The organism is Streptomyces plumbidurans, assembly GCF_019857225.1.
Lineage (GTDB): Bacteria > Actinomycetota > Actinomycetes > Streptomycetales > Streptomycetaceae > Streptomyces > Streptomyces plumbidurans.
Genome location: NZ_JAFJSY010000034.1, coordinates 42,374 through 62,105, shown reverse-complemented (window position 1 = coordinate 62,105; position 19,732 = coordinate 42,374). Strand labels below are relative to the sequence as shown.

The window sequence follows — 19,732 nt, the reverse complement described above, 5'->3', positions numbered from 1 at the left end:
GCTTAGCCAATAGCTGAGGGGCCGCACCTTTCGAGGTGCGGCCCCTCAGTGCTGTCCCGGCTTGTCGTTCGGCTGCGGGCCGGTGGGGGCTTGTCGCGCAGTTCCCCGCGCCCCTTAAAAAATGCGCGCGGGGAATGCCCCTGCTCCAGGGCGTGTTGAGACATACGGACACGAGGAGGAGCGGTCACAGTGCTTGATCCGCAGGGTTTGTACGCATGGGAGCCGAAGGGCCTGGCTGTCGTCGACATGGCGCTCGCCCAGGAGTCGGCCGGCCTTGTCATGCTCTACCACTTCGACGGATACATCGATGCGGGCGAGACCGGCGACCAGATCGTCGACCGGCTCCTCGACTCGCTGCCCCACCAGGTCGTCGCCCGCTTCGACCACGACCGGCTCGTCGACTACCGCGCCCGCCGGCCGCTGCTGACCTTCAAGCGCGACCGGTGGAGCGAGTACGAGGACCCCACGATCGACGTCCGGCTCGTCCAGGACGCCACCGGGGCGCCCTTCCTGCTGCTGTCGGGCCCGGAGCCGGACGTGGAGTGGGAACGCTTCGCCGCGGCCGTCCAGCAGATCGTGGAGCGGCTCGGAGTGCGGCTGTCCGTGAACTTCCACGGCATCCCCATGGGCGTCCCGCACACCCGTCCCGTGGGCCTGACCCCGCACGGCAACCGCACCGACCTCGTACCGGGCCACAGCAGCCCCTTCGACGAGGCCCAGGTCCCCGGCAGCGCCGAGTCCCTGGTCGAGTACCGCCTCATGCAGGCGGGCCACGACGTGCTCGGTGTCGCCGCGCACGTGCCGCACTACATCGCCCGGTCCGTGTACCCGGACGCCGCCCTGACCGTCCTGGAGGCCATCACCGCGGGCACCGGTCTGGTGCTCCCCTCCATCGCGCACTCGCTGCGCAACGACGCGCACCGCACCCAGACGGAGATCGACCGCCAGATCCAGGAGGGCGACGAGGAGCTCACCGCGCTCGTGTCGGGCCTGGAGAACCAGTACGACGCCGTCGCGGGCGCCGAGAGCCGCGGCAACATGCTCGCCGAGCCCGTCGACATCCCGACGGCGGACGAGATCGGCATGGAGTTCGAGCGGTTCCTGGCGGAGCGAGAGGGCGACAACTGACCTCCGCCGATCCCGCCGCCGGTGACAGGCCCTAAGCTGCCGCTCATGGTGAAAGTGGGGCTGACCGGCGGAATCGGGGCCGGCAAGAGCGAAGTGTCGCGGCTGCTCGTGGCGTGCGGGGCCGTGCTGATCGATGCCGACCGCATCGCGCGCGAGGTGGTCGAGCCCGGCACGCCAGGGCTCGCGGCGGTCGTCGAGGCCTTCGGCGAGGAGGTGCTCGCCGCCGACGGCAGCCTGGACCGGCCGAAGCTGGGCTCGATCGTCTTCGCCGACGCGGACAAGCTCGCCCTGCTGAACTCGATCGTGCATCCCCTCGTGGGCGCGCGCTCCCGTGAGCTGGAGGAGGCGGCCGCCGAGGACGCGGTCGTCGTCCACGACGTGCCGCTCCTGACGGAGAACGGCCTGGCCGGGCTCTACGACCTGGTGATCGTCGTGGACGCGAGCCCGGAGACCCAGCTCGACCGGCTCGTACGGCTGCGCGGCATGACCGAGGAGGACGCGCGGGCGCGCATGGCCGCACAGGCGACGCGCGAACAGCGCCGGAGGATCGCGGACGTCGTCATCGACAACGACGTACCGCTCGCGGATCTGGAGCGCCGGGTGAAGGACGTCTGGGCCGAACTCGTCCGCAGAGCGCAGGGGTAGCGGGATCTTCGCGGCGGCATCCGGAATAGGGCCTCCGCAAGGGGCGTTGAACCGTTCCAGTAAGGGAAGGACTGTGCCGTGCCCGAGACCAGCGGTTCGACCGGACGTACTCCGGAGACGCATGTCATCGACTTCCGTGCCGCCGAGCAGTTGCTCAACGCACGGGACCCGCGGGGCGCGGTGAAGCTGCTCGACTCCGTCATCGCCGCCCACCCGGAGAACACCGCCGCCCGCCTGCTGCGCGCGCGTGCCTTCTTCGCCGCCGCCCAACTGCGGCCCGCGGAGCTGGAGTTCACGATCGTCCTGGAGCGCGAGCCGGACAACGCGTTCGCGCACTTCGCGCTCGCCCGGACCTTCGAGCGCCGCGGGGAGTCCGAGCAGGCCAAGCGCCACTTCAGGCTGGCCGCCGCCCTGGACCCGAACCCGGAGTACCTCAAGGCCGCGCAGTTCGACGCGTGACCGGAACACGGGACACCGACGCACGGATCACCGATGCACGGATCACCGACGCACGGATCACCGACGCACGGATCACCTGATCACGGGCTACCGCAGCCGGTTCTCCGGTGGGCGGTACGGGGGGATGTCGCGGCCCGGCTGGTAGTGCGGGCCCTGGCGGATGTGCCGGAGGATGACGGTCATGTCGACGGTGACCACCAGCCACAGGACACCGCAGGCGGCCGCCCATCCCGGGCGCCCCGCGAGGGCGAACGCGGCCGTGCCGAAGATCGCCCAGACAAGGCCCCACACGCTCAGCCAGAACCGCGCCCGCAGGGCACTGCGTGCGGTCGTCGGCTCACTTCCCGTACGCATCCGGATCATCGCTCCTGACGGCAACGTACTCTTCGGGACGTACGTTCACCAAGGGGAACGGGACGAGGGGGTTGCCGAGTGCTGCCGGATGCCGATGAGCTGGCCGAGGTGCTGCTGGACCTCGCCGTACCGCACGAGGACATCAACGCCCTCGTGCGGATGGGCCGACGTGTGACCGACGACCCGGAGCTGCTGCGCTTCCTGCGGGCCTCGGTCGAGGAGTTGGTGCGGGGCATGGGGGAGGTGGGCGGCGCGGTCGACCTGCCCCAGCTCGACTGGGCGTCGGGACCGCTGCAGCGCTGCTTCCCCGTGTACGTCTTCGTCGCCGCGCTGCCGTACACGCGCGCGTACCACCGCGCGCTGGGCATCCCCGACGACGTCTCCCGGCGCACCCTCGCCGACCTGGGCCGGAACATGACCGTGCACCGCCGGCGGTACGGCCGGGCGGGCGTCCAGGCACCGTGGTGGCTGACCCGGCACTTCCGGGGGGAGCTGTACCAGCTGGGGCGGCTGCAGTTCGAGCGGACGCGGCCGGGGCAGCGCACCTCGCGGGCGCTCACGGCGGCCGGCCTGGACCTGACCTCCGGCGCGCTCTGCCTCAACCTCCACATCCCGGACTGTCTCGGTCCGCTGTCCCCGGCGGCGTGCGAGCGCTCGCTGGCGCTGGCCGCGGACTTCTTCGCACGGCACTACCCCGAGGAGAAGTTCAGAGCCGCACTGTGCCACTCCTGGCTGCTGGACCCGCAGTTGAAGGAGTACCTGCCCGCCGACTCCAACATCGTGCGGTTCCAGAACCGCTTCCACGTCGCCCGCGAGGACCGCGAGCCGGCCGACAGCGAACCGGTCCAGTTCGTGTTCGGCGACCCGGAGCTGTCGATCGGGACGCTGCCGCGGCGCACGGCCGTGGAGCGGGCGGTGGGGGACCACCTGAGGGCGGGCGGGCACTGGTACATCGGGCACGGGTGGTTCCCGCTCTAGCACGGCGTCCGCGAAGGTCCGCCCGGCGGCGATGAGTTCCGCGACCGCCCTCGGTCTACCCCTGTGACAGCAACACGCACCGCTCACACAGGAGAACCCCATGTCCGAGACCGCCGCCCGCGTCGCCTCCGCTCCCGTCGTCGCCGAGTCCGCGACCGCCCGAGGCCGCCGCGCCCGCATCGCCCTGCGCACGCTGCAGGTGATCATCGCCCTCTTCTACGTCGTCGCCAGCGCCGTGCCCAAGCTGGCCGCGAGCTCGTACGCCGTCGAGTCCTTCGACAAAATCGGCTGGGGCAGCGCGGGGATGTACACCATCGGCGCGCTCGAACTGGCCGGTGGCGTCGCCCTGTTGATCCCGCTGCTGCAGTCGGTCGCGGCGATCGCGCTGAGCGGGCTGATGGTGGGCGCGTTCGTCGTCCAGATGACCGTCTTCGACGGGGACAACGCGGCGACCCCGCTGATCCTCGTCGTGCCGCTGGCCCTGATCGCCTGGGCCCGCCGGGGCTCCAACGCCGACCTTTTGCGGCTGGTACGACGACGGGCATGAACCGGGCCACGACGGCGGTGGCGCCCGGCAGGACCCGCGAGGTCCGGGCCGGGCGCCACCGTCGTCGTGCGCCCTCGCCGTCGCGCGCCGTCGGTGCCCTTGTGTGTCAGCGTCCGCCGGGGTTCTTCGCGCCGGGGCCGCCGCCCGCCATGCCGCGCAGGCGTTCCATCTCGCGGCGGTCGCGCTTGGTCGGGCGGCCCGCGCCGCGGTCGCGGATGCCGGCCGGGGCGAAGGCCTCGCGGGGCGGCGGGGGCGGCGAGTTGTCGACGTAGCACTGGGCGGCGACCGGGGCGCCGACGCGCTTGCGGATCAGCCGCTTGACGATGACGACCCGCTCCCAGCCCTCCTGCCGCACCCGCACCTCGTCGCCGATCCGCACGGAGTGGGCGGGCTTCACCCGCTCGCCGTTCACATGCACATGCCCGCCCTTGCAGGCGGCGGCGCCGAGCGAGCGGGTCTTGATCAGGCGTACGGCCCAGATCCAGCTGTCGATCCGCACGTTCTCGCCGTTCGCCGGGGCCGCGGCCTCCGCGGCGGCCACGGCGGCGGCGATCGCGGGGTCGGTCGTGGGGTCGGCCGCCTCGGCGGCGGGCGGCTCGGCAGCCGGCCGCTCGGCGGGGCCCGGCCCGCCCCTCTTCTCCTCGTCAGCTCCGGAAGCCATGCCCTCGACTCTAGCCCGCCCCCGCGGCTGCTCCCGGCGGTTTTCCGCCCCCGAACCGCGTCCCGTGCCCGCAGGTCACGGACGTACCGTTGAGCCATGGACAGCCTGACCGAGCTCGACGCCCGGGTCGCGGGATGCACGGCCTGTCCCCGGCTCGTCGCCTGGCGCGAGGAGGTCGGCCGGACCAAGCGCGCGGCCTTCCGGGACTGGACGTACTGGGCGCGGCCGGTGCCCGGCTTCGGGCCCGCCGACGCCTCCCTCGCGATCATCGGTCTCGCCCCGGCCGCGCACGGCGGCAACCGCACCGGCCGCATGTTCACCGGTGACCGCTCGGGGGACGTGCTGTACCAGGCGCTGTACGACGTGGGCCTGGCCAACCGGCCCACGGCCGTGAGCCGGGACGACGGGCTCGCACTGCACGGCGTCCGGATCACCTCGCCGGTGCACTGCGCCCCGCCGGAGAACAAGCCCACGCCCGGCGAGCGGGACACCTGCCGCCCCTGGCTCGTCCAGGAGCTGAAGCTGCTGCGGCCGACCCTGCGGGCCGTGCTCGTGCTCGGCGCCTTCGGCTGGCAGGCCGCGCTGCCCGCGTTCGCCGGGGCGGGCTGGACGGTGCCCCGGCCGCGGCCCGTCTTCGGGCACGGCACGCGCGTGCCGCTCGACGGCATCGACCTCTTCGGCTGCTTCCACGTCAGCCAGCGCAACACCTTCACCGGCAAGCTCACCCCGGACATGCTGCGGGACGTGCTGCGCGGGGCGGGGGAGGCGGCCGGGCTGCCGGTGAAATAGGGAGGCGGGCCGGACCGTGGAGGGGTTACGGTCCCCTGATGCCCCTCTATCCGGAGATCGAGCCGTACGACCACGGCATGCTCGACGTCGGCGACGGCAACCGCGTGTACTGGGAGACCTGCGGAAACCCCGAAGGAAAGCCAGCAGTTGTGCTGCACGGCGGCCCCGGCTCGGGCTGCACCCCCTACTTCCGGCGCCTGTTCGACCCCGCGGCCTACCGGATCGTGCTGCTCGACCAGCGTGGCTGCGGACGCTCCACACCGCACGCGAGCGCGTACGACACCGACATGAGCGTCAACACGACCCGGCATCTCCTGACCGATCTGGAGCTGCTGCGGCGGCACTTGGGGATCGGGCGCTGGCTGGTGTGGGGCGTGTCATGGGGTTCGGTGCTGGGGCTGCGGTACGCGCAGACGTACCCGGGGGCGGTGTCGGAGCTGGTGCTGACCGGCGTCGCGACCGGCTCCGATCCCGAGACCGCCCTGCTGACCAGGGGACTCGGCCGGATCTTCCCCGAGGCCTTCGAGCGGTTCCTCGCCGAACTGCCGGAGGAGGACCGCGACGGCAACCTCGCCCTCGCCTTCAACCGGCTGCTCGAGTCGCCCGACCCCGGGGTGCGGGCGCGGGCGGCGCGGGCCTGGACCGACTGGGAGACGGCGATGATCCCGGCGCCGCCGAGGTCGGTCGAGCGGTACGAGGACGAGCGGTTCCGCATGGCCTTCGCGCGTACCGTCACCCACTACTGGGGCAACGACCACTTCCTCGGCGAGGGCAACGACCAGGGCGTCGTGCTGCGCGACGCGCCCCAGTTGAAGGACATCCCGGGCACCCTCGTCCAGGGCAGCCTCGACTTCGGCAACCTCCTCGGCATCGTCTGGCGGCTCCATCACGCCTGGCCGGGAAGCGAGTTGGTGATGGTCGACGACGTGGGGCACAACGCGGGGGCGCCGGACATGGCCGAGGCGCTGGTGGCGGCGACGGACAAGTACGCCCACCGCTGAGGCGCCGGCCCGGCTACGCCTCCTCGGTGTCCTCCCCGGCCTCCCCGAACAGATGCCGCACCGTGGAGCGGTAGTTGGTCCGCACGTGGACCAGCGCCTGGGCGCGGGCCCGTTCCGGGTCGCCGGAGGCGATCGCCTCGTACAACTCCCGGTGCTCCACGAGGAGATGGGACCATTCCTCGTTGCGCCGGGTCATCCACCGCAGCCGCCCGGCGACCGGCTCGAGGGCCTCGGTCAGCAGGCCGTTGCCCGCCATCGCCATGATGCGGTCGTGCAGCCGGCTGTTGATGTCCGTGATCGCCTCGGCGTCCCCCGCCTCGGTCGCGGCGGCCGCGTCACCGAGCAGCTTCTCGGTCTCGGCCAGGTCGTCCGGGGTGGCGCGGGAGGCGGCGAGCCCGGCGGCGTAGACCTCCAGGGCCTCGCGCAGTTCGAAGAGCTCCCGGACGTCGTGCCGGGTCAGACGGCGTACGAGCGCGCGGCGCGGCGTCTCGAAGTGCACGAAGCCCTCGGTGACCAGCGCGCGGATCGCCTCGCGGACGGGCACTCTGGAGACACCGAAGCGGTCGGCGAGTTCCCGCTCGACCAGCCGGTCGCCGGGGCGGAGCGTGCCGGAGATGATCTCCTGCCGGAGGCCGGCCAGCACACGCTCGCGGATCGCGCCCAGGGGTTCGATCTTCGTCATGGAGCTCATGGACCCAGTCTCCCCGACCCCGGGGAGGTTTTACGGAGCGGTAACGAGAACGACTTCGGTACGAGTGCTTGACGGCGGGACCATGCCGCTGTTTGGTATACCAAACGGCTGCCGTCCTCCGTCCGCCCGTCCCTGGAGGCCCCGTGTCCCTCGCCGATCGCGCCGCAGCCACCGGCGCACCAGCCTTCACCCCCGATCCGCGCCTGACCAACGAAGACCTGGCACCCGCCGCGAAGCGGAACTGGAAGGTCTTCGACCTCTTCGCCATGTGGATGTCCGACGTCCACAACCTCGGCAACTACACCTTCGCCGCCGGACTGCTGGTCCTCGGCATGAACGTCTGGCAGGTCTTCACCTCCCTGCTGGCCGGCTTCGTGATCATCTACGTCGGCATGAACTGGATGGGCAGGATCGGCCAGCGCCACGGCGTGCCCTTCCCGGTGGTCAGCCGCATCAGCTTCGGCGTCTGGGGCGCCAACGTCCCGGCCCTGATCCGGGCCGTGATCGCCATCATGTGGTACGGCATCCAGACCTATCTCGCCTCCGTCGCCGTGAACGTGATGCTGCTGGCGGCCTGGCCGGGCCTGGAGTCCTGGACCGAGCACTCCTTCCTGGGGCTCGACGCCCTCGGCTGGGTGTCGTTCCTGTCGCTGTGGCTGATCCAGGCGGCGATCATCAGCCGCGGCATGGAGTCCGTGCGCAAGTTCCAGGACTTCTGCGGCCCGGCGATCTGGCTGGTGATGATCGCGCTGGCCCTGTGGGTGCTGTCCAAGGCCGACTGGAGCATCTCGCTCACCTCCACCCCGCACCCGGTCTCCACCGGCGAGCAGTGGCGGCAGTGGTTCGGCGCGATCGGGCTGATCCTCGCCACCTACGGCACGCTGATGCTCAACTTCTGCGACTTCTCCCGCTTCGCGCCCGACTACCGCACCGTCCGCCGCGGCAATTTCTGGGGCCTGCCCATCAACTCCACGGCGTTCGTGGTCGTTTCGGTGATCGTCACGGCCGGATCGCTGAAGGTGTTCGGCACGGCCATCACGGATCCCGCGGAGCTGGTGGCGAAGATCGGCAACACCTGGGTGCTCGTGGTGTCCGCGTTCACGTTCGCCGTCGCCACCATGGGCGTCAACATCGTCGCCAACTTCGTCTCACCGGCGTACGACCTGGCCAACGTGTGGCCGCAGAAGATCAGCTTCAAGGTCGGCGGCATGATCAGCACGGTGGCGGCGCTGGTCGTGACCCCGTGGAACCTCTTCTCCAACCCCACCGTGGTCAACTACTTCCTCGGCGGCCTCGGTGCCTTCCTGGGACCGCTGTTCGGCGTGATCATGGTCGACTACTACCTGATCAAGCGCGGCCGCGTCGATGTGCAGCAACTGTTCAACGGCGCCCCGCAAGGCCGCTACCACTACCGCAAGGGCGTCAACCCGCGGGCCCTGTGGGCCTTCCTGCCGGCCGCGGCGGTCGCGGCGGTGCTGGCACTGGTGAAGACGTTCAGCGATGTGGCGCCGTACTCGTGGTTCGTCGGCACGGCGCTCGGGGCGGGTCTCTACCTGCTGCTGGGCCGCCGCGAGCCCGCCGTACAGGAGGTCTGACGGACGTGCGGATCGTCGTCACCAACTGCAACACCACGCAGGAGATGACCGAGGAGATCGTGCAGGGTGCCCGGGCCGCGGCAGGCCCGGGCACCACCGTCCTCGGACTGACCCCCACGTGGGGCCCGGAATCGGCCGAGGGCTGGCTCGACAGCTATCTCTCGGCCGCCGCCGTCATGGACCTGCTGCGGACCTACGAGGGACCCTCCTACGACGCCGTGGTCATGGCCGGGTTCGGGGAGCACGGGCGGGAGGGAGTACGGGAGTTGGTGGATGTGCCGGTGGTCGACATCACCGAGGCCGCGGCACATCTGGCCTGTCTGCTGGGGCGCCGGTACGGGGTCGTGACCACCCTGGAGCGCTCCTGCGGCCAGATCGAGGACAGCCTGGAGCTCGCGGGGGTGGGGCGCAACTGCGCCGCCGTCGTCGGAACCGGCCTCGGCGTGCTCGACCTCGGCGACACCGAGCGCACGGAGGCGGCGTTCCTGACGGCCGCCGAGCGGGCGCGCGAGGCCGGCGCCGAGGTCCTGGTGCTCGGGTGCGCCGGGATGACCGGGCTGCAGCAGGTGGTGGGCCAGAAGCTCGGGGTGCCCGTGGTCGACGGGGTGGCGGCGGCCGTGAAGCTGGCGGAGTCGCTGGTGACGCTGGGCCTGACGACCAGCCGGGCGGGCAGCTGCGCGAAGCCGGTGCCGAAGCGGCGGCTGTGGGGGCCGGGAGGTGCGGCTTCCGGGTGAGCCGGTGGGCGTCGTGCGCACCGGCACGGCACCGTGCGTAGAGGTGGGTGCGGCGGGGAACCCGGGGACGAGGACCGATGGGCCCGGCGGAGCGGGCGGCGAACCGTTCGTCGCACGGTTGGTACCGCTCACCGATGCCACCAGTGGCCATGACGCCCGCGCCGTAGTTGGTGCCTACAATGGTCTTACGTTCTTGTGATCTGAATCACAGGAGGAGGCGTTAGATGAGCACCCCAACCACCGACACCGGAACCATCGCGGACCCGGGCCCGCTCGGCCTCGCCGGCTTCGCGATGACGACCTTCGTCCTCAGTGTCTTCAACGCGAACCTCATCACCGACCAGAAGCTCTCCGCAGTGGTGCTGCCGCTGGCACTCTTCTACGGCGGCCTCGCACAACTCCTCGCGGGCATGTGGGAGTTCCGCAAGGGCAACACCTTCGGAGCCACGGCCTTCGGATCGTTCGGAGCCTTCTGGCTGGCCTATGCCGCCTACGTCAAGTTCGTCGTGCCGGACCTGCCGGCGTCCACGGCGCACCAGGCGACCGGTGTGTTCCTGCTGGCCTGGGCGATCTTCACGGTCTACATGACCGTCGCCGCGATGCGCACGACCGGCGCCCTGCTCGCCGTGTTCGTCACGCTGTCGGCCACGTACATCGTCCTGTGCATCGCCGAGTTCGCGCAGTCGCCCAACACCACCAAGGCCGGCGGCTGGCTGGGCCTCGTCACCGCCGTGTGCGCCTGGTACGCGTCGTTCGCCGGCGTCACGAACTCCACCTACAACCGTTCCGTCGTCCCGGTCTTCCCGAACATCGGTGAGCGTCTCGGGATGCGTCGCGGCCACCGCGGCGGACCCGTCGCCGGAGTCCACGCATGACCGAGAACGGTGGCGGAGCACTCTCCAATCTGCTGCACGAGGAGCGGCGCTTCCCGCCGCCCCCCGAACTGGCCGAGACGGCCAACGCCACCGCGGCGGACTACGAACGTGCCGACGCCGACCGCCTGGCCTTCTGGGCCGAGGCGGCCGGCCGGCTGGACTGGGCGCAGCCCTGGGACCAGGTGCTGGACTGGAGCCGCGCCCCGTTCGCCCGCTGGTTCACGGGCGGTCGCCTCAACGCGGCGTACAACTGCCTCGACCGGCATGTGGCCGCGGGCCGCGGCGACCGGGTCGCCTTCCACTGGGAGGGCGAGCCGGGCGACTCCCGCACCATCACCTACGCCGAGCTGACGGCGGACGTCTGCCGGGCCGCCAACGCCCTGCAGTCGCTCGGTGTCGGCGCGGGCGACCGCGTCGCGATCTACATGCCGATGATCCCGGAGACGGTCGTGGCGATGCTGGCCTGCGCCCGCATCGGCGCCCCGCACACCGTGGTCTTCGGCGGCTTCTCCGCCGAGGCGCTGCGCGGCCGGATCCTCGACTGCGACGCGCACGTGGTCATCACCGCGGACGGCGGCTACCGCAAGGGCAACCCCTCGGCACTGAAACCGGCCGTCGACGAGGCGGTGCAGCAGTGCCCCGACGTGCGCAGCGTGCTGGTGGTGCGGCGCACCGGCCAGGAGGTCGAGTGGACCGACGGCCGTGACGTGTGGTGGCACGACCTGGTGGACGCGCAGCCGGCCGAGCACGAGGCCGAGGCGTTCGACAGCGAGCACCCGCTGTACATCATGTACACCTCGGGCACGACCGCCCGCCCGAAGGGCATCCTGCACACCACCGGCGGCTATCTCACCCAGGTCGCCTGGTCGCACTGGGCGGTCTTCGACGTCAAACCCGAGCGGGACGTCTTCTGGACGGCGGCGGACATCGGCTGGGTCACCGGCCACTCGTACATCGTCTACGGACCGCTGGCCAACGGCGTCACCTCCGTCCTGTACGAGGGGACACCGGACACCCCGCACAAGGGCCGCTGGTGGGAGATCGTCGAGAAGTACCGTGTGTCGATCCTCTACTGCGCCCCGACCGCGATCCGCACCTTCATGAAGTGGGGCGACAGCTTCCCGGCCGACTTCGACCTGTCCTCGCTGCGGCTGCTCGGCTCGGTCGGCGAGCCGATCAACCCGGAGGCGTGGATCTGGTACCGCAAGTACATCGGCGGCGACCGCACACCGGTCGTGGACACCTGGTGGCAGACCGAGACCGGCGCCCAGATGATCAGCCCGCTGCCCGGGGTGAGCGTCTGCAAGCCGGGCTCCGCCCTTCGCCCGCTGCCCGGCATCGGGGCCGACGTCGTCGACGACACCGGCAAACCGGTGCCCGACGGCTCCGGCGGCTATCTGGTCCTCACCGAACCGTGGCCGGGCATGCTGCGCACCATCTGGGGCGACGAGCAGCGCTACGTCGACACCTACTGGTCGCGGTTCCCCGGGATGTACTTCGCAGGGGACGGCGCGAAGAAGGACGAGGACGGCGACATCTGGCTGCTCGGCCGGGTCGACGACGTCATGAACGTCTCCGGCCACCGCATCTCCACTACGGAGGTCGAGTCGGCGCTGGTCTCCCATCCGACGGTCGCGGAGGCCGCCGTGGTCGGCGCGAGCGACCCGACCACCGGGCAGGGAGTCGTGGCCTTCGTCATCCTGCGCGGTGACGCGGGCGGCGACGCGTCCGCCGGTGCCGCGCAGGTGGCGGCGGAACTGCGCGCCCACGTCGGCAAGGAGATCGGCCCGATCGCCCGGCCGCGGCAGATCCTGGTCGTCGCCGAACTCCCCAAGACCCGCTCCGGCAAGATCATGCGCCGTCTGCTGCGGGACATCGCCGAGAAGCGGGACCTCGGCGACGTGACGACGCTGACGGACTCGTCGGTGATGGACGAGATCCGCGAACGGCTGCCGGAGGCAGGTGCCGCGGGGGACGAGGAGGCGTAGATCCGTATCGAGGAAGCGTGCGGCACGGCTCGGCTCAGGGCCGCCACTCGTACCGGACGTCCGGCTCGCGCTCCTCGTTGGAGCTGCCGTCCGTGTACGTCACGGCGACGAAGCCGTGCCGCTCGTAGAACCGCTGGGCGGGCCCGTTGACCTGGAAGGCCCACAGGCCGAGCCCGCCCGGGTTCCGCTCCTTGGCGAGCGCGACGAAACGGTCGCCGAGGCCGCGTCCGCGCCAGTCGGGGGCGAGATAGAGCTGGGAGAGCTCGCCGTCGTGGAGCACCATCACCCCCACGATCCCGCTCTCGGCGTCCGCCACCCAGGTCTCGCGCAGCGGCACCACGACCTCCCGGAAGTAGTTCCGTACGTCGTCGTCGCTGCGCGGCCGGACGACAGAGGGCAGCGCGGCGGCGAAGGAACGCAGCCAGACGTCGGCGGCGTCCGGGGCGTCGCGGGCGGTGGCCCGGCGGATCGTCACGAGGCGTGGTTCAGCGGATTCGGCAGGCAAGGGCGGTTCCCGTCAGTCGTCGAGCGTACGGTCGTCGAGGTGGGCGCCGTAGAAGTCGGCCTGGCGGGCCATGATGTCCCGCATGGAGGTGTTGCGGGCGACGCCGTAGACCGTGCCGGGGAAGTCCAACTCCTTTTGCACCGACCACAGTTCGTCGTGGTCGCCGGGTGCGAAGAGCCGGGCGGTCGGTGCTCCGGCCGCTATCCAGCCGATGGGCAGGACGGTGCCGGGCGGCAGTACCGAATTGGCGTGCAGCACGCTGTTGATCCGCAGCTCGCAGCCCCGGCCGGCGACGGCCCCGGGGAAGACGGAGGCTCCCGTGGCGGCGAAGACCTCGTCCTCCAGGGTCGCGCCGTTGATGTGGGCGTGCGGTCCCACGAGTACGGCGTCCCCGATGACAGCGGGATGCCCGGACCGCCCGCGCACCAGGGCGTTCTCCATGATCACGACGTCCGAACCGACCCGGACCTGACCGTCCTCCGCGCTGAGCACGGCACCGTGCAGGATCCGTGCGCGTTCGCCGAGCGTGACGGCCCCGCACAGCACGGCGGTCGGAGCGACATACGCGGAATCGGGGACGACGGGGCGCGACCCGCGGTGCTCGATCAACATACGGTTCCCCTCCGGTACGGCAACGGGCGAACGGCGCTCACCCTCACCCGCCCGAGTACCCGGCACACCCGACGCCGATCATCCGGCTGCGGGGCCGCCCGCGCACCCGAATTTCTGCGGGCGCCCGCCGGTCGGGGCCGCGGTTTCCGTCGATAACCCATGGCACCGGCCAGGGCCCGGCAGGCATCCTGCACCCATGTCCGCCACGCACGCCGACGACCGGGCCTTCCTCGCCGCCGTCACCGAGCGCCTTGCCGCACTCCCCACGGTCCAGGCCGTCGCCCTCGGCGGTTCCCGTGCCCAGGGCACCCACCGCCCCGACAGTGACTGGGACCTGGCCGTCTACTACCGCGGCCCCTTCGATCCCGCCGACCTGAGAGCCGTCGGCTGGGAGGGAGAGGTCTCGGAGGTCGGCGGCTGGGGCGGCGGCGTCTTCAACGGCGGCGCCTGGCTCACCGTCGACGGGCGTCGCGTCGATGTGCACTACCGCGATCTCGACGTCATGGAGCGGGAGTTGGCCGAGGCCGAGGCCGGACGCTTCCGGGTGGAGCCGCTGCTGTTCCATCTCGCCGGGATCCCGAGCTACCTGGTGGTGGCCGAACTCGCCGTCAACCGGCTGCTCCACGGCCACGCACCACGCCCCGCCCACTACCCGCCGGCCCTGAGGGAATCCGCCCCGCCCCGCTGGCGTGGCATGGCCGCGGCCACCCTCTCCTACGCCAGGACCAACCACGCCCCGGCGGGCCGCCTCACGGAGGTCGCGGGCGCCCTCGCCCTGGCCACCACCCAGACCGCGCACGCCGTCCTCGCGGAGCGAGGGGAGTGGGTGACGAATGAGAAGAAGCTCGTCGAGCGTGCCGGCCTGCGGGGAATCGACCGCCTCCTGACACGCCTGGACCCCGAACCGCGGTCGCTCGTAACGGTGTTGACTGAGGCCAAGGAGGCACTGGCCGGGTAGTGGGCCATCAAGGCAGCAGCCGACGCTCCTTCGCCACTGCCACCGCACCGGCCCGGGTCTCCACTCCCAACTTGCCGTAGATCCGGCCGAGATGGGTCTTCACCGTCGCCTCGCTGATGAACAGGGCCCGGGCGATCTCGCGGTTGCCGAGGCCGCGGGCGAGCTGGGTGAGGATCTCCTGTTCGCGGTCGGACAGGGCCGGGCGGGGGCTGCGCATCTGGGCGAGGAGACGGTCGGCCACCGGGGCCGACAGCGCCGTACGGCCTGACGCGGCGCTGTGGATCGCGGCGAAGAGTTCGTCCGGACGCTCCGCCTTCAGCAGGTATCCCGTGGCGCCCGCCTCGATGGCCCGGGTTATGTCGGCGTCGGTGTCGAACATCGTCAACACCAGGACGCGCGTACCTCCTTCAGCGGTCAGCCGCCGCGTCGCCGTCACCCCGTCCGTGCCCTCGCCGAGCTGCAGATCCATCAGGACGACATCCGGGCGCAGGCGCCCCGCCATGGCGAGCGCCTCCTCCCCGCTGCCGGCCTCGCCGACCACCTCGATGTCGTCGGCGCTCGAGAGCAGGGCGCGCAGGCCGGCTCGTACGACGGCGTGGTCGTCGCAGAGGAGGAGGCGTATGGGTGGGGTCATGGGGTCACCTGCTGCGCGGTGAGTGGGATGGCGGCTGAGTCGACGGTGCCTTCGCCGAGTTGCAGGTCCATCAGGACGACGTCCGGGCGCAGGCGCCCCGCCATGGCGAGCGCCTCCTCCCCGCTGCCGGCCTCGCCGACCACCTCGATGTCGTCGGCGCTCGAGAGCAGGGCGCGCAGGCCGGCTCGTACGACGGCGTGGTCGTCGCACAGGAGCAGGCGTACGGGTGCGGTCATGGGGCCACCTTCCGCGCGGTGAGCGGGTTGGCGGCTGAGTCGACGGTGCCTTCGCCGAGTTGCAGGTCCATCAGGACGACGTCCGGGCGCAGGCGCCCCGCCATGGCGAGCGCCTCCTCCCCGCTGCCGGCCTCGCCGACCACCTCGATGTCGTCGGCGCTCGAGAGCAGGGCGCGCAGGCCGGCTCGTACGACGGCGTGGTCGTCGCACAGGAGCAGGCGTACGGGTGCGGTCATGGGGCCACCTTCCGCGCGGTGAGCGGGTTGGCGGCTGAGTCGACGGTGCCTTCGCCGAGTTGCAGGTCCATCAGGACGACGTCCGGGTGCAGGCGCCCCGCCATGGCGAGCGCCTCCTCCCCGCTGCCGGCCTCGCCGACCACCTCGATGTCGTCGGCGCTCGAGAGCAGGGCGCGCAGGCCGGCTCGTACGACGGCGTGGTCGTCGCACAGGAGCAGGCGTACGGGTGCGGTCATGGGGCCACCTTCCGCGCGGTGAGCGGGTTGGCGGCTGAGTCGACGGTGCCTTCGCCGAGTTGCAGGTCCATCAGGACGACGTCCGGGTGCAGGCGCCCCGCCATGGCGAGCGCCTCCTCCCCGCTGCCGGCCTCGCCGACCACCTCGATGCCGTCGGCGCTCGACAGCAGGGAGCGCAGTCCGGCTCGTACGACGGCGTGGTCGTCGCACAGGAGCAGGCGTACGCGCGCGGTCATGAGGTCACCTTCTGCGCGGTGAGTGGGATGGCGGCTGAGACGACCGTGCCCTCGCCCGGTGCCGACTCCACGGTGAGCGTGCCGCCCGATTGGCCGGCCCTGATGCGCATGGCGGGCAGGCCGTGGCCGCGGTTCCGGCCGGGAGCGGGCGGGGCGTCCGCGTCGAAGCCGCGCCCGTTGTCCGCGACGTCCAGCGAGATCTGGTCGTCCAGGCAGGTCAGGGTCAGTGCGGCGCGGGTGGCGGCGGAGTGCTCGCGTACGTTGGCCAGGGCGCCCTGGGCGATGCGCAGCAGGGCGGCCTGGACGCTCTCCGGGAGCGGGCCGGGGTCGCCGTCGAGACGGAAGCCGACCGTCAGACCCGGGCCGCTCTCCCGCTCGGCGAGCGCGCGCAGCGCCGCGTGCAGGGGTTGCTCCGCGAGGTCGGCGGGTGCCAGGTCGTGGACGAAACGGCGAGCGTCGGCCAGGCCGCGCGCGGTGATCCCGGCCGCCCTGCCGATGTGTGAGCGGGCCGCGTCCGGGTCCGACTCCCACACCCGTTCCGCCGCCTGCAGCAGCATCTGCTGGCTGGACAGGCTCTGCGCGAGGGTGTCGTGGATCTCCGAGGACAGCCGCTGCCGCTCCGCCAGGACGCCGGCCCGCCGTTCGGTCGCCGCCAGGTCGCGCCGAGTGCGGACCAGGTCCTCGACGATCGCGCGCTGGCGCGCCGCCTGACGCTGGAGGTGGACGAAGACGGCGGTGGCGACGGCGGCCACGGCCGGCGGGGCCACGATCATGTTGGGGTTGAGCGGGCCGTCCGCCACGCGCACCTCGGAGGTCACCACCAGCGCGGTCAGCACGCCGGCCAGCGGCACCGCGACCCGCGGCGGCAGCGCGTACAGGCCGGCGAACAGCAGCGGCATCGCACACCAGGTGGCGCTCGGGGCGAGGGCGAGCAGAGCGGCCCAGACCGCGGACACCGACCCCAGCCAGACCAGATGACGCGCGCCGGGCGGGGTTCCGGCGCGCGGAGGCGGGGCCAGGACGTGGCCGAGGACGTAGAGCAGGAAGAACGCGGCGAACAGCGCCACCACCGATCCCGTACGTGCCCCGCCCCTGTCGTGGGTCAGGAAGCGGGCGAACGAGGAGCACAACAGCAGGAGGAACGCGGCATGTACGACCGCGTTCAGCCGGGTCTCGTCCGCCTCGGTGGTGTTCTCCATGCTCCGTGTCTAACGCCCCCGGCAGCCGATCGCATCAACCGATCGGCTGACATCGTGATCGCCCGAACCGCCCGCGGACCCGCGCCGGTCGACCGAGCCGAACACTGCGCACCCGCACCGAGGCTTTGAGCAGCACCTCACCACCACCCGCACCCACCGCCTCGGAAGGGCCGGACCGCCATGCCTGCCAAGAACCTCACCGCCAACCGCGCAGCCCTCGGCCACCGCGTCGCCTACGCCCTGCGCCACCCCGACCGGGTGCCCCGCCACCTGGCCCGTTCCACGCGGGACTGGTGGCTCAGCCGCCGCCACCCCGACCACATCTCCTACTACCGCGCCGTGATGCGCTCCGACACCCGCGCCGACCCGGACGTGGCGGTCGGCAGCCGCAACCGGGAGCGCTGGATGGCGCTGGGGGCGATGCAGTTCGACTACCTGGTCGGCCACGGTCTGCGGCCCCAGCACCGCATGCTGGAGATCGGCTGCGGCAACCTGCGGGGCGGCTGGCGCTTCATCCGCCATCTGGAGCCCGGGCACTACCACGGCATCGACATCTCGCCCGACATCCTGATCGCGGCGCAAAACACCGTCGTCGACATGGGGCTGCAGAAGCGCCTGCCCAGCCTGACCCCCGTGCGGGACCTGAAGCTCGCCTTCCTGCCCGACGCCCACTTCGACGTCGTCCACGCGCACAGCGTCTTCTCGCACTCGCCGCTTCCCGTCATCGAGGAGTGCCTGAGCCATGTCGGCCGGGTGCTCGCCCCGGGCGGCTGGTTCGACTTCACCTTCGACCGCACGGAGGGGGAGGAGCACCATGTGCTGCGGGAGGATTTCTACTACCGCACGGACACCCTGATCGCCCTGGCCGAGAAGCACGGGCTGCGGGCGGCGTTCATGGACGACTGGGAGGAACTCCCGCACGGACAGTCCAAGATCCGGGTCACCGCGGGGTGAGGGCGGGGCGCGGTGACGCGGGAGTGCCGAGTCGGTCCGGCCCAATCCCGTGCCGGTCCGGCACCCACGCCGTACGTTGGCCGGATGACCGACTCTCCCGCCGATCTCGTCATCACCGCCTGCACCGTCCTCGTGCACGACGAGCTGGAACGGCCCGGATTCGAGGAGGACGCGGCCGTCGTGGTGCGCGACGGTCTCGTCGACTCGGTGACGACCGCCGCCGCGGTGCGGCACCTCGCCGCGGCCGAGCGCATCGACGCGCACGGTCAGGTCGCGATGCCCGGCCTGGTCAACTGCCACACCCACGCGCCGATGGTCGCCCTGCGCGGCGTCGCCGAGGACCTGCCCACCGAGGAGTGGTTCAACGACGTCGTCTGGCCGATCGAGTCCAACCTCACCGAGCAGGACGTGGAGTTGGGGGCGCGGCTGGCCTGCGCGGAGATGATCCGCGGCGGGGTCACCTGCTTCGCGGACCACTACTTCGCCATGGACGCGGTCGCCGCCGTCGTCGAAGAGTGCGGGATGAGGGCCCATCTCGGGCAGGCGTACTTCTCCTCCCAGGGTCCACAAGGCCGGGAGGAATCCCTGGAGTTCGCGCTACGGCACCGGGGTGGCGCCGGTGGCCGCATCACCACCGCGCTCGCCCCGCACGCGCCGTACACCGTCGACGACACCGACCTCGCCGCCACCGCGGCACTCGCCAGGGAGCACGGACTGCCCGTCCATCTGCACGCCGCCGAGAACCGCGACCAGACCGAGGCCAGCCTCGACCGGCACGGTGCCACCCCGATCGAGGTACTCGAGCGCACCGGCATCCTGGACACCGACGTGCTGATCGCACACGGCACCGGCATCCTCGAACGGGACCTGCCCGTGCTCGCGGGTGCCGGCGGCCGTGTGGCCGTCGCCTCCGCGCCCCGCGGCTACCTCAAGTTCGCCTGGCCCACCACCACTCCGGTGCGCGCGCTGCGGGACATCGGCATCCCCGTCGGGCTCGCGACGGACGGCGCGGCCTCCAACAACTCCCTCGACGTGTGGGAGTCGATGGCGCTGACCGCGCTCCTCCAGAAGTCCACGACGGGCGACCCCCGATGGCTGACAGCCCGTCAAGCCCTGCACCACGCGACGCTGCAGAGCGCCCGTGCGGTCGGTCTCGGCGACACCCTCGGCACCCTCGCTGCCGGCCGCCGCGCCGACATCGTCCTCGTCGACCTCACCGGCCCCCACACCCAGCCCGTCCACGACCTCGCCGCCACCCTCGTCCACAGCGCCCGTGCCTCCGACGTCACCACCACGATCGTCGACGGCCGGGTGCTGATGCGCGACCGGGAACTCCTCACCCTCGATGTCCCGTCGGTGGTACGGGAGTTGGAGCAGCGGCTGCCCGCCCTCGTCGACCGCGGCCACGGACGGCGCATCCAGGACTACAGGACCTGAGAACCGGTCGCAGACAAGTGTTTTGACGCCAACCATCGGTGACC

General features: G+C 71.8%; 21 protein-coding genes and 4 pseudogenes. 14 read left to right on the top strand and 11 right to left on the bottom strand.

Annotation, left to right across the window (positions count from 1 at the left end):
* Positions 1 to 189: 189 nt before the first annotated feature.
* The 3 genes from JYK17_RS22310 to JYK17_RS41220 all read left to right on the top strand — a co-directional run bounded on the left by JYK17_RS22310 (position 190) and on the right by JYK17_RS41220 (position 2,232).
* Positions 190 to 1,128, top strand: a complete 939-nt coding sequence (locus JYK17_RS22310; RefSeq protein WP_108013482.1) for a PAC2 family protein — start codon at positions 190 to 192, stop codon at positions 1,126 to 1,128.
* Between the two features lie 45 nt (positions 1,129 to 1,173).
* The gene (gene coaE / locus JYK17_RS22305) at positions 1,174 to 1,773 is read left to right on the top strand and encodes a dephospho-CoA kinase (protein WP_108013483.1); all 600 of its coding nucleotides are present in this window, start codon (positions 1,174 to 1,176) and stop codon (positions 1,771 to 1,773) included.
* Positions 1,774 to 1,851: 78 nt separating this feature from the next.
* Entirely contained in the window at positions 1,852 to 2,232 is a 381-nt protein-coding gene (locus tag JYK17_RS41220; protein ID WP_108013484.1) for a tetratricopeptide repeat protein, read from the top strand.
* A gap of 87 nt (positions 2,233 to 2,319) precedes the next feature.
* Here the strand turns inward: JYK17_RS41220 and JYK17_RS22295 are convergent, their stop codons facing one another.
* A complete protein-coding gene (locus JYK17_RS22295) occupies positions 2,320 to 2,595 on the bottom strand; it encodes a DUF6343 family protein (RefSeq protein WP_108013485.1) in 276 nt (91 codons plus the stop codon).
* A gap of 69 nt (positions 2,596 to 2,664) precedes the next feature.
* On the opposite strand from JYK17_RS22295, the gene JYK17_RS22290 reads away from it, so the two are divergent.
* Together JYK17_RS22290 and JYK17_RS22285 are read left to right on the top strand one after the other, a co-directional pair.
* Positions 2,665 to 3,564 (top strand): acyltransferase domain-containing protein, encoded by a 900-nt coding sequence (locus JYK17_RS22290; RefSeq protein ID WP_222811051.1) that lies wholly within the window; start codon positions 2,665 to 2,667, stop codon positions 3,562 to 3,564.
* Positions 3,565 to 3,664: 100 nt separating this feature from the next.
* A complete protein-coding gene (locus JYK17_RS22285; RefSeq protein ID WP_108013487.1) occupies positions 3,665 to 4,111 on the top strand; it encodes a DoxX family protein in 447 nt (148 codons plus the stop codon).
* A gap of 106 nt (positions 4,112 to 4,217) precedes the next feature.
* Here the strand turns inward: JYK17_RS22285 and JYK17_RS22280 are convergent, their stop codons facing one another.
* Positions 4,218 to 4,772 carry an RNA-binding S4 domain-containing protein gene (locus tag JYK17_RS22280; protein WP_222811050.1) on the bottom strand — a complete coding sequence of 185 codons (555 nt, stop codon included), beginning with the start codon at positions 4,770 to 4,772 and terminating at the stop codon, positions 4,218 to 4,220.
* Between the two features lie 96 nt (positions 4,773 to 4,868).
* On the opposite strand from JYK17_RS22280, the gene JYK17_RS22275 reads away from it, so the two are divergent.
* On the top strand, positions 4,869 to 5,561 hold the full coding sequence (locus JYK17_RS22275) for a uracil-DNA glycosylase (protein WP_128803356.1): 693 nt from the start codon (positions 4,869 to 4,871) through the stop codon (positions 5,559 to 5,561).
* Between the two features lie 38 nt (positions 5,562 to 5,599).
* Complete coding sequence (gene pip, locus JYK17_RS22270; protein ID WP_222811049.1) at positions 5,600 to 6,562, top strand: prolyl aminopeptidase; 963 nt, start codon at positions 5,600 to 5,602, stop codon at positions 6,560 to 6,562.
* Between the two features lie 13 nt (positions 6,563 to 6,575).
* Here pip and JYK17_RS22265 read toward each other — a convergent pair whose 3' ends face one another.
* The gene (locus JYK17_RS22265) at positions 6,576 to 7,253 is read right to left on the bottom strand and encodes a GntR family transcriptional regulator (RefSeq protein WP_108013491.1); all 678 of its coding nucleotides are present in this window, start codon (positions 7,251 to 7,253) and stop codon (positions 6,576 to 6,578) included.
* A gap of 143 nt (positions 7,254 to 7,396) precedes the next feature.
* On the opposite strand from JYK17_RS22265, the gene JYK17_RS22260 reads away from it, so the two are divergent.
* The 4 genes from JYK17_RS22260 (at position 7,397) to acs (ending at position 12,445) form a co-directional block, all read left to right on the top strand.
* Positions 7,397 to 8,848, top strand: coding sequence for an NCS1 family nucleobase:cation symporter-1 (locus JYK17_RS22260; protein ID WP_108013492.1), 1,452 nt, complete (start codon positions 7,397 to 7,399; stop codon positions 8,846 to 8,848).
* Positions 8,849 to 8,853: 5 nt separating this feature from the next.
* The gene (locus tag JYK17_RS22255) at positions 8,854 to 9,582 is read left to right on the top strand and encodes an aspartate/glutamate racemase family protein (RefSeq protein WP_222811048.1); all 729 of its coding nucleotides are present in this window, start codon (positions 8,854 to 8,856) and stop codon (positions 9,580 to 9,582) included.
* Between the two features lie 224 nt (positions 9,583 to 9,806).
* The gene (locus tag JYK17_RS22250; RefSeq protein ID WP_222811047.1) at positions 9,807 to 10,457 is read left to right on the top strand and encodes an acetate uptake transporter; all 651 of its coding nucleotides are present in this window, start codon (positions 9,807 to 9,809) and stop codon (positions 10,455 to 10,457) included.
* Entirely contained in the window at positions 10,454 to 12,445 is a 1,992-nt protein-coding gene (acs, locus tag JYK17_RS22245) for an acetate--CoA ligase (RefSeq protein ID WP_108013495.1), read from the top strand. The genes JYK17_RS22250 and acs overlap by 4 nt, the downstream gene beginning before the upstream one ends.
* 34 nt (positions 12,446 to 12,479) lie before the next feature.
* On the opposite strand, the gene JYK17_RS22240 is transcribed toward acs, so the two are convergent.
* The gene (locus JYK17_RS22240; protein WP_308011698.1) at positions 12,480 to 12,920 is read right to left on the bottom strand and encodes a GNAT family N-acetyltransferase; all 441 of its coding nucleotides are present in this window, start codon (positions 12,918 to 12,920) and stop codon (positions 12,480 to 12,482) included.
* Between the two features lie 42 nt (positions 12,921 to 12,962).
* Complete coding sequence (locus JYK17_RS22235; RefSeq protein WP_128803358.1) at positions 12,963 to 13,562, bottom strand: gamma carbonic anhydrase family protein; 600 nt, start codon at positions 13,560 to 13,562, stop codon at positions 12,963 to 12,965.
* Positions 13,563 to 13,758: 196 nt separating this feature from the next.
* Here JYK17_RS22235 and JYK17_RS22230 point away from each other — a divergent pair, with 196 nt between their 5' ends.
* Entirely contained in the window at positions 13,759 to 14,520 is a 762-nt protein-coding gene (locus JYK17_RS22230; RefSeq protein WP_128803359.1) for a nucleotidyltransferase domain-containing protein, read from the top strand.
* 7 nt (positions 14,521 to 14,527) lie between these two features.
* On the opposite strand, the gene JYK17_RS22225 is transcribed toward JYK17_RS22230, so the two are convergent.
* The 6 genes and pseudogenes from JYK17_RS22225 to JYK17_RS22200 all read right to left on the bottom strand — a co-directional run bounded on the left by JYK17_RS22225 (position 14,528) and on the right by JYK17_RS22200 (position 17,297).
* Complete coding sequence (locus tag JYK17_RS22225) at positions 14,528 to 15,154, bottom strand: response regulator (RefSeq protein ID WP_128803360.1); 627 nt, start codon at positions 15,152 to 15,154, stop codon at positions 14,528 to 14,530.
* A 47-nt stretch (positions 15,155 to 15,201) separates the two neighbouring features.
* Positions 15,202 to 15,390, bottom strand: a pseudogene (locus tag JYK17_RS22220) (response regulator transcription factor); the annotation flags it as partial.
* A gap of 47 nt (positions 15,391 to 15,437) precedes the next feature.
* Positions 15,438 to 15,626: pseudogene (locus JYK17_RS22215) on the bottom strand (response regulator transcription factor); the annotation flags it as partial.
* Positions 15,627 to 15,673: 47 nt separating this feature from the next.
* Positions 15,674 to 15,862, bottom strand: a pseudogene (locus tag JYK17_RS22210) (response regulator transcription factor); the annotation flags it as partial.
* A gap of 47 nt (positions 15,863 to 15,909) precedes the next feature.
* Positions 15,910 to 16,098 (bottom strand): annotated as a pseudogene (locus JYK17_RS22205) (response regulator); the annotation flags it as partial.
* Complete coding sequence (locus JYK17_RS22200) at positions 16,095 to 17,297, bottom strand: sensor histidine kinase (protein ID WP_222811045.1); 1,203 nt, start codon at positions 17,295 to 17,297, stop codon at positions 16,095 to 16,097. The pseudogene JYK17_RS22205 and the gene JYK17_RS22200, both read right to left, overlap by 4 nt.
* Before the next feature lie 180 nt (positions 17,298 to 17,477).
* Between JYK17_RS22200 and JYK17_RS22195 the strand changes: the two genes are divergently transcribed.
* Both JYK17_RS22195 and JYK17_RS22190 read left to right on the top strand, forming a co-directional pair.
* Positions 17,478 to 18,251 (top strand): class I SAM-dependent methyltransferase, encoded by a 774-nt coding sequence (locus JYK17_RS22195; RefSeq protein WP_222811044.1) that lies wholly within the window; start codon positions 17,478 to 17,480, stop codon positions 18,249 to 18,251.
* An 84-nt stretch (positions 18,252 to 18,335) separates the two neighbouring features.
* The gene (locus JYK17_RS22190; protein ID WP_222811043.1) at positions 18,336 to 19,688 is read left to right on the top strand and encodes an amidohydrolase; all 1,353 of its coding nucleotides are present in this window, start codon (positions 18,336 to 18,338) and stop codon (positions 19,686 to 19,688) included.
* The last annotated feature ends 44 nt before the right edge of the window (positions 19,689 to 19,732 follow it).

Excerpts from the sequence above, each read along its gene's own strand:
- JYK17_RS22250 (WP_222811047.1), top strand. The coding sequence starts at position 9,807 with ATGAGCACCCCAACCACCGACACCGGAACCATCGCGGACCCGGGCCCG.
- JYK17_RS22265 (WP_108013491.1), bottom strand. The coding sequence starts at position 7,253 with ATGAGCTCCATGACGAAGATCGAACCCCTGGGCGCGATCCGCGAGCGT.
- acs (WP_108013495.1), top strand. The coding sequence starts at position 10,454 with ATGACCGAGAACGGTGGCGGAGCACTCTCCAATCTGCTGCACGAGGAG.
- JYK17_RS22285 (WP_108013487.1), top strand. The coding sequence starts at position 3,665 with ATGTCCGAGACCGCCGCCCGCGTCGCCTCCGCTCCCGTCGTCGCCGAG.
- JYK17_RS22280 (WP_222811050.1), bottom strand. The coding sequence starts at position 4,772 with ATGGCTTCCGGAGCTGACGAGGAGAAGAGGGGCGGGCCGGGCCCCGCC.
- JYK17_RS22230 (WP_128803359.1), top strand. The coding sequence starts at position 13,759 with ATGTCCGCCACGCACGCCGACGACCGGGCCTTCCTCGCCGCCGTCACC.
- coaE (WP_108013483.1), top strand. The coding sequence starts at position 1,174 with ATGGTGAAAGTGGGGCTGACCGGCGGAATCGGGGCCGGCAAGAGCGAA.
- JYK17_RS22275 (WP_128803356.1), top strand. The coding sequence starts at position 4,869 with ATGGACAGCCTGACCGAGCTCGACGCCCGGGTCGCGGGATGCACGGCC.
- JYK17_RS22235 (WP_128803358.1), bottom strand. The coding sequence starts at position 13,562 with ATGTTGATCGAGCACCGCGGGTCGCGCCCCGTCGTCCCCGATTCCGCG.
- JYK17_RS22190 (WP_222811043.1), top strand. The coding sequence starts at position 18,336 with ATGACCGACTCTCCCGCCGATCTCGTCATCACCGCCTGCACCGTCCTC.
- JYK17_RS22225 (WP_128803360.1), bottom strand. The coding sequence starts at position 15,154 with ATGACCCCACCCATACGCCTCCTCCTCTGCGACGACCACGCCGTCGTA.
- JYK17_RS22200 (WP_222811045.1), bottom strand. The coding sequence starts at position 17,297 with ATGGAGAACACCACCGAGGCGGACGAGACCCGGCTGAACGCGGTCGTA.
- JYK17_RS22295 (WP_108013485.1), bottom strand. The coding sequence starts at position 2,595 with ATGATCCGGATGCGTACGGGAAGTGAGCCGACGACCGCACGCAGTGCC.
- JYK17_RS22195 (WP_222811044.1), top strand. The coding sequence starts at position 17,478 with ATGCCTGCCAAGAACCTCACCGCCAACCGCGCAGCCCTCGGCCACCGC.
- pip (WP_222811049.1), top strand. The coding sequence starts at position 5,600 with ATGCCCCTCTATCCGGAGATCGAGCCGTACGACCACGGCATGCTCGAC.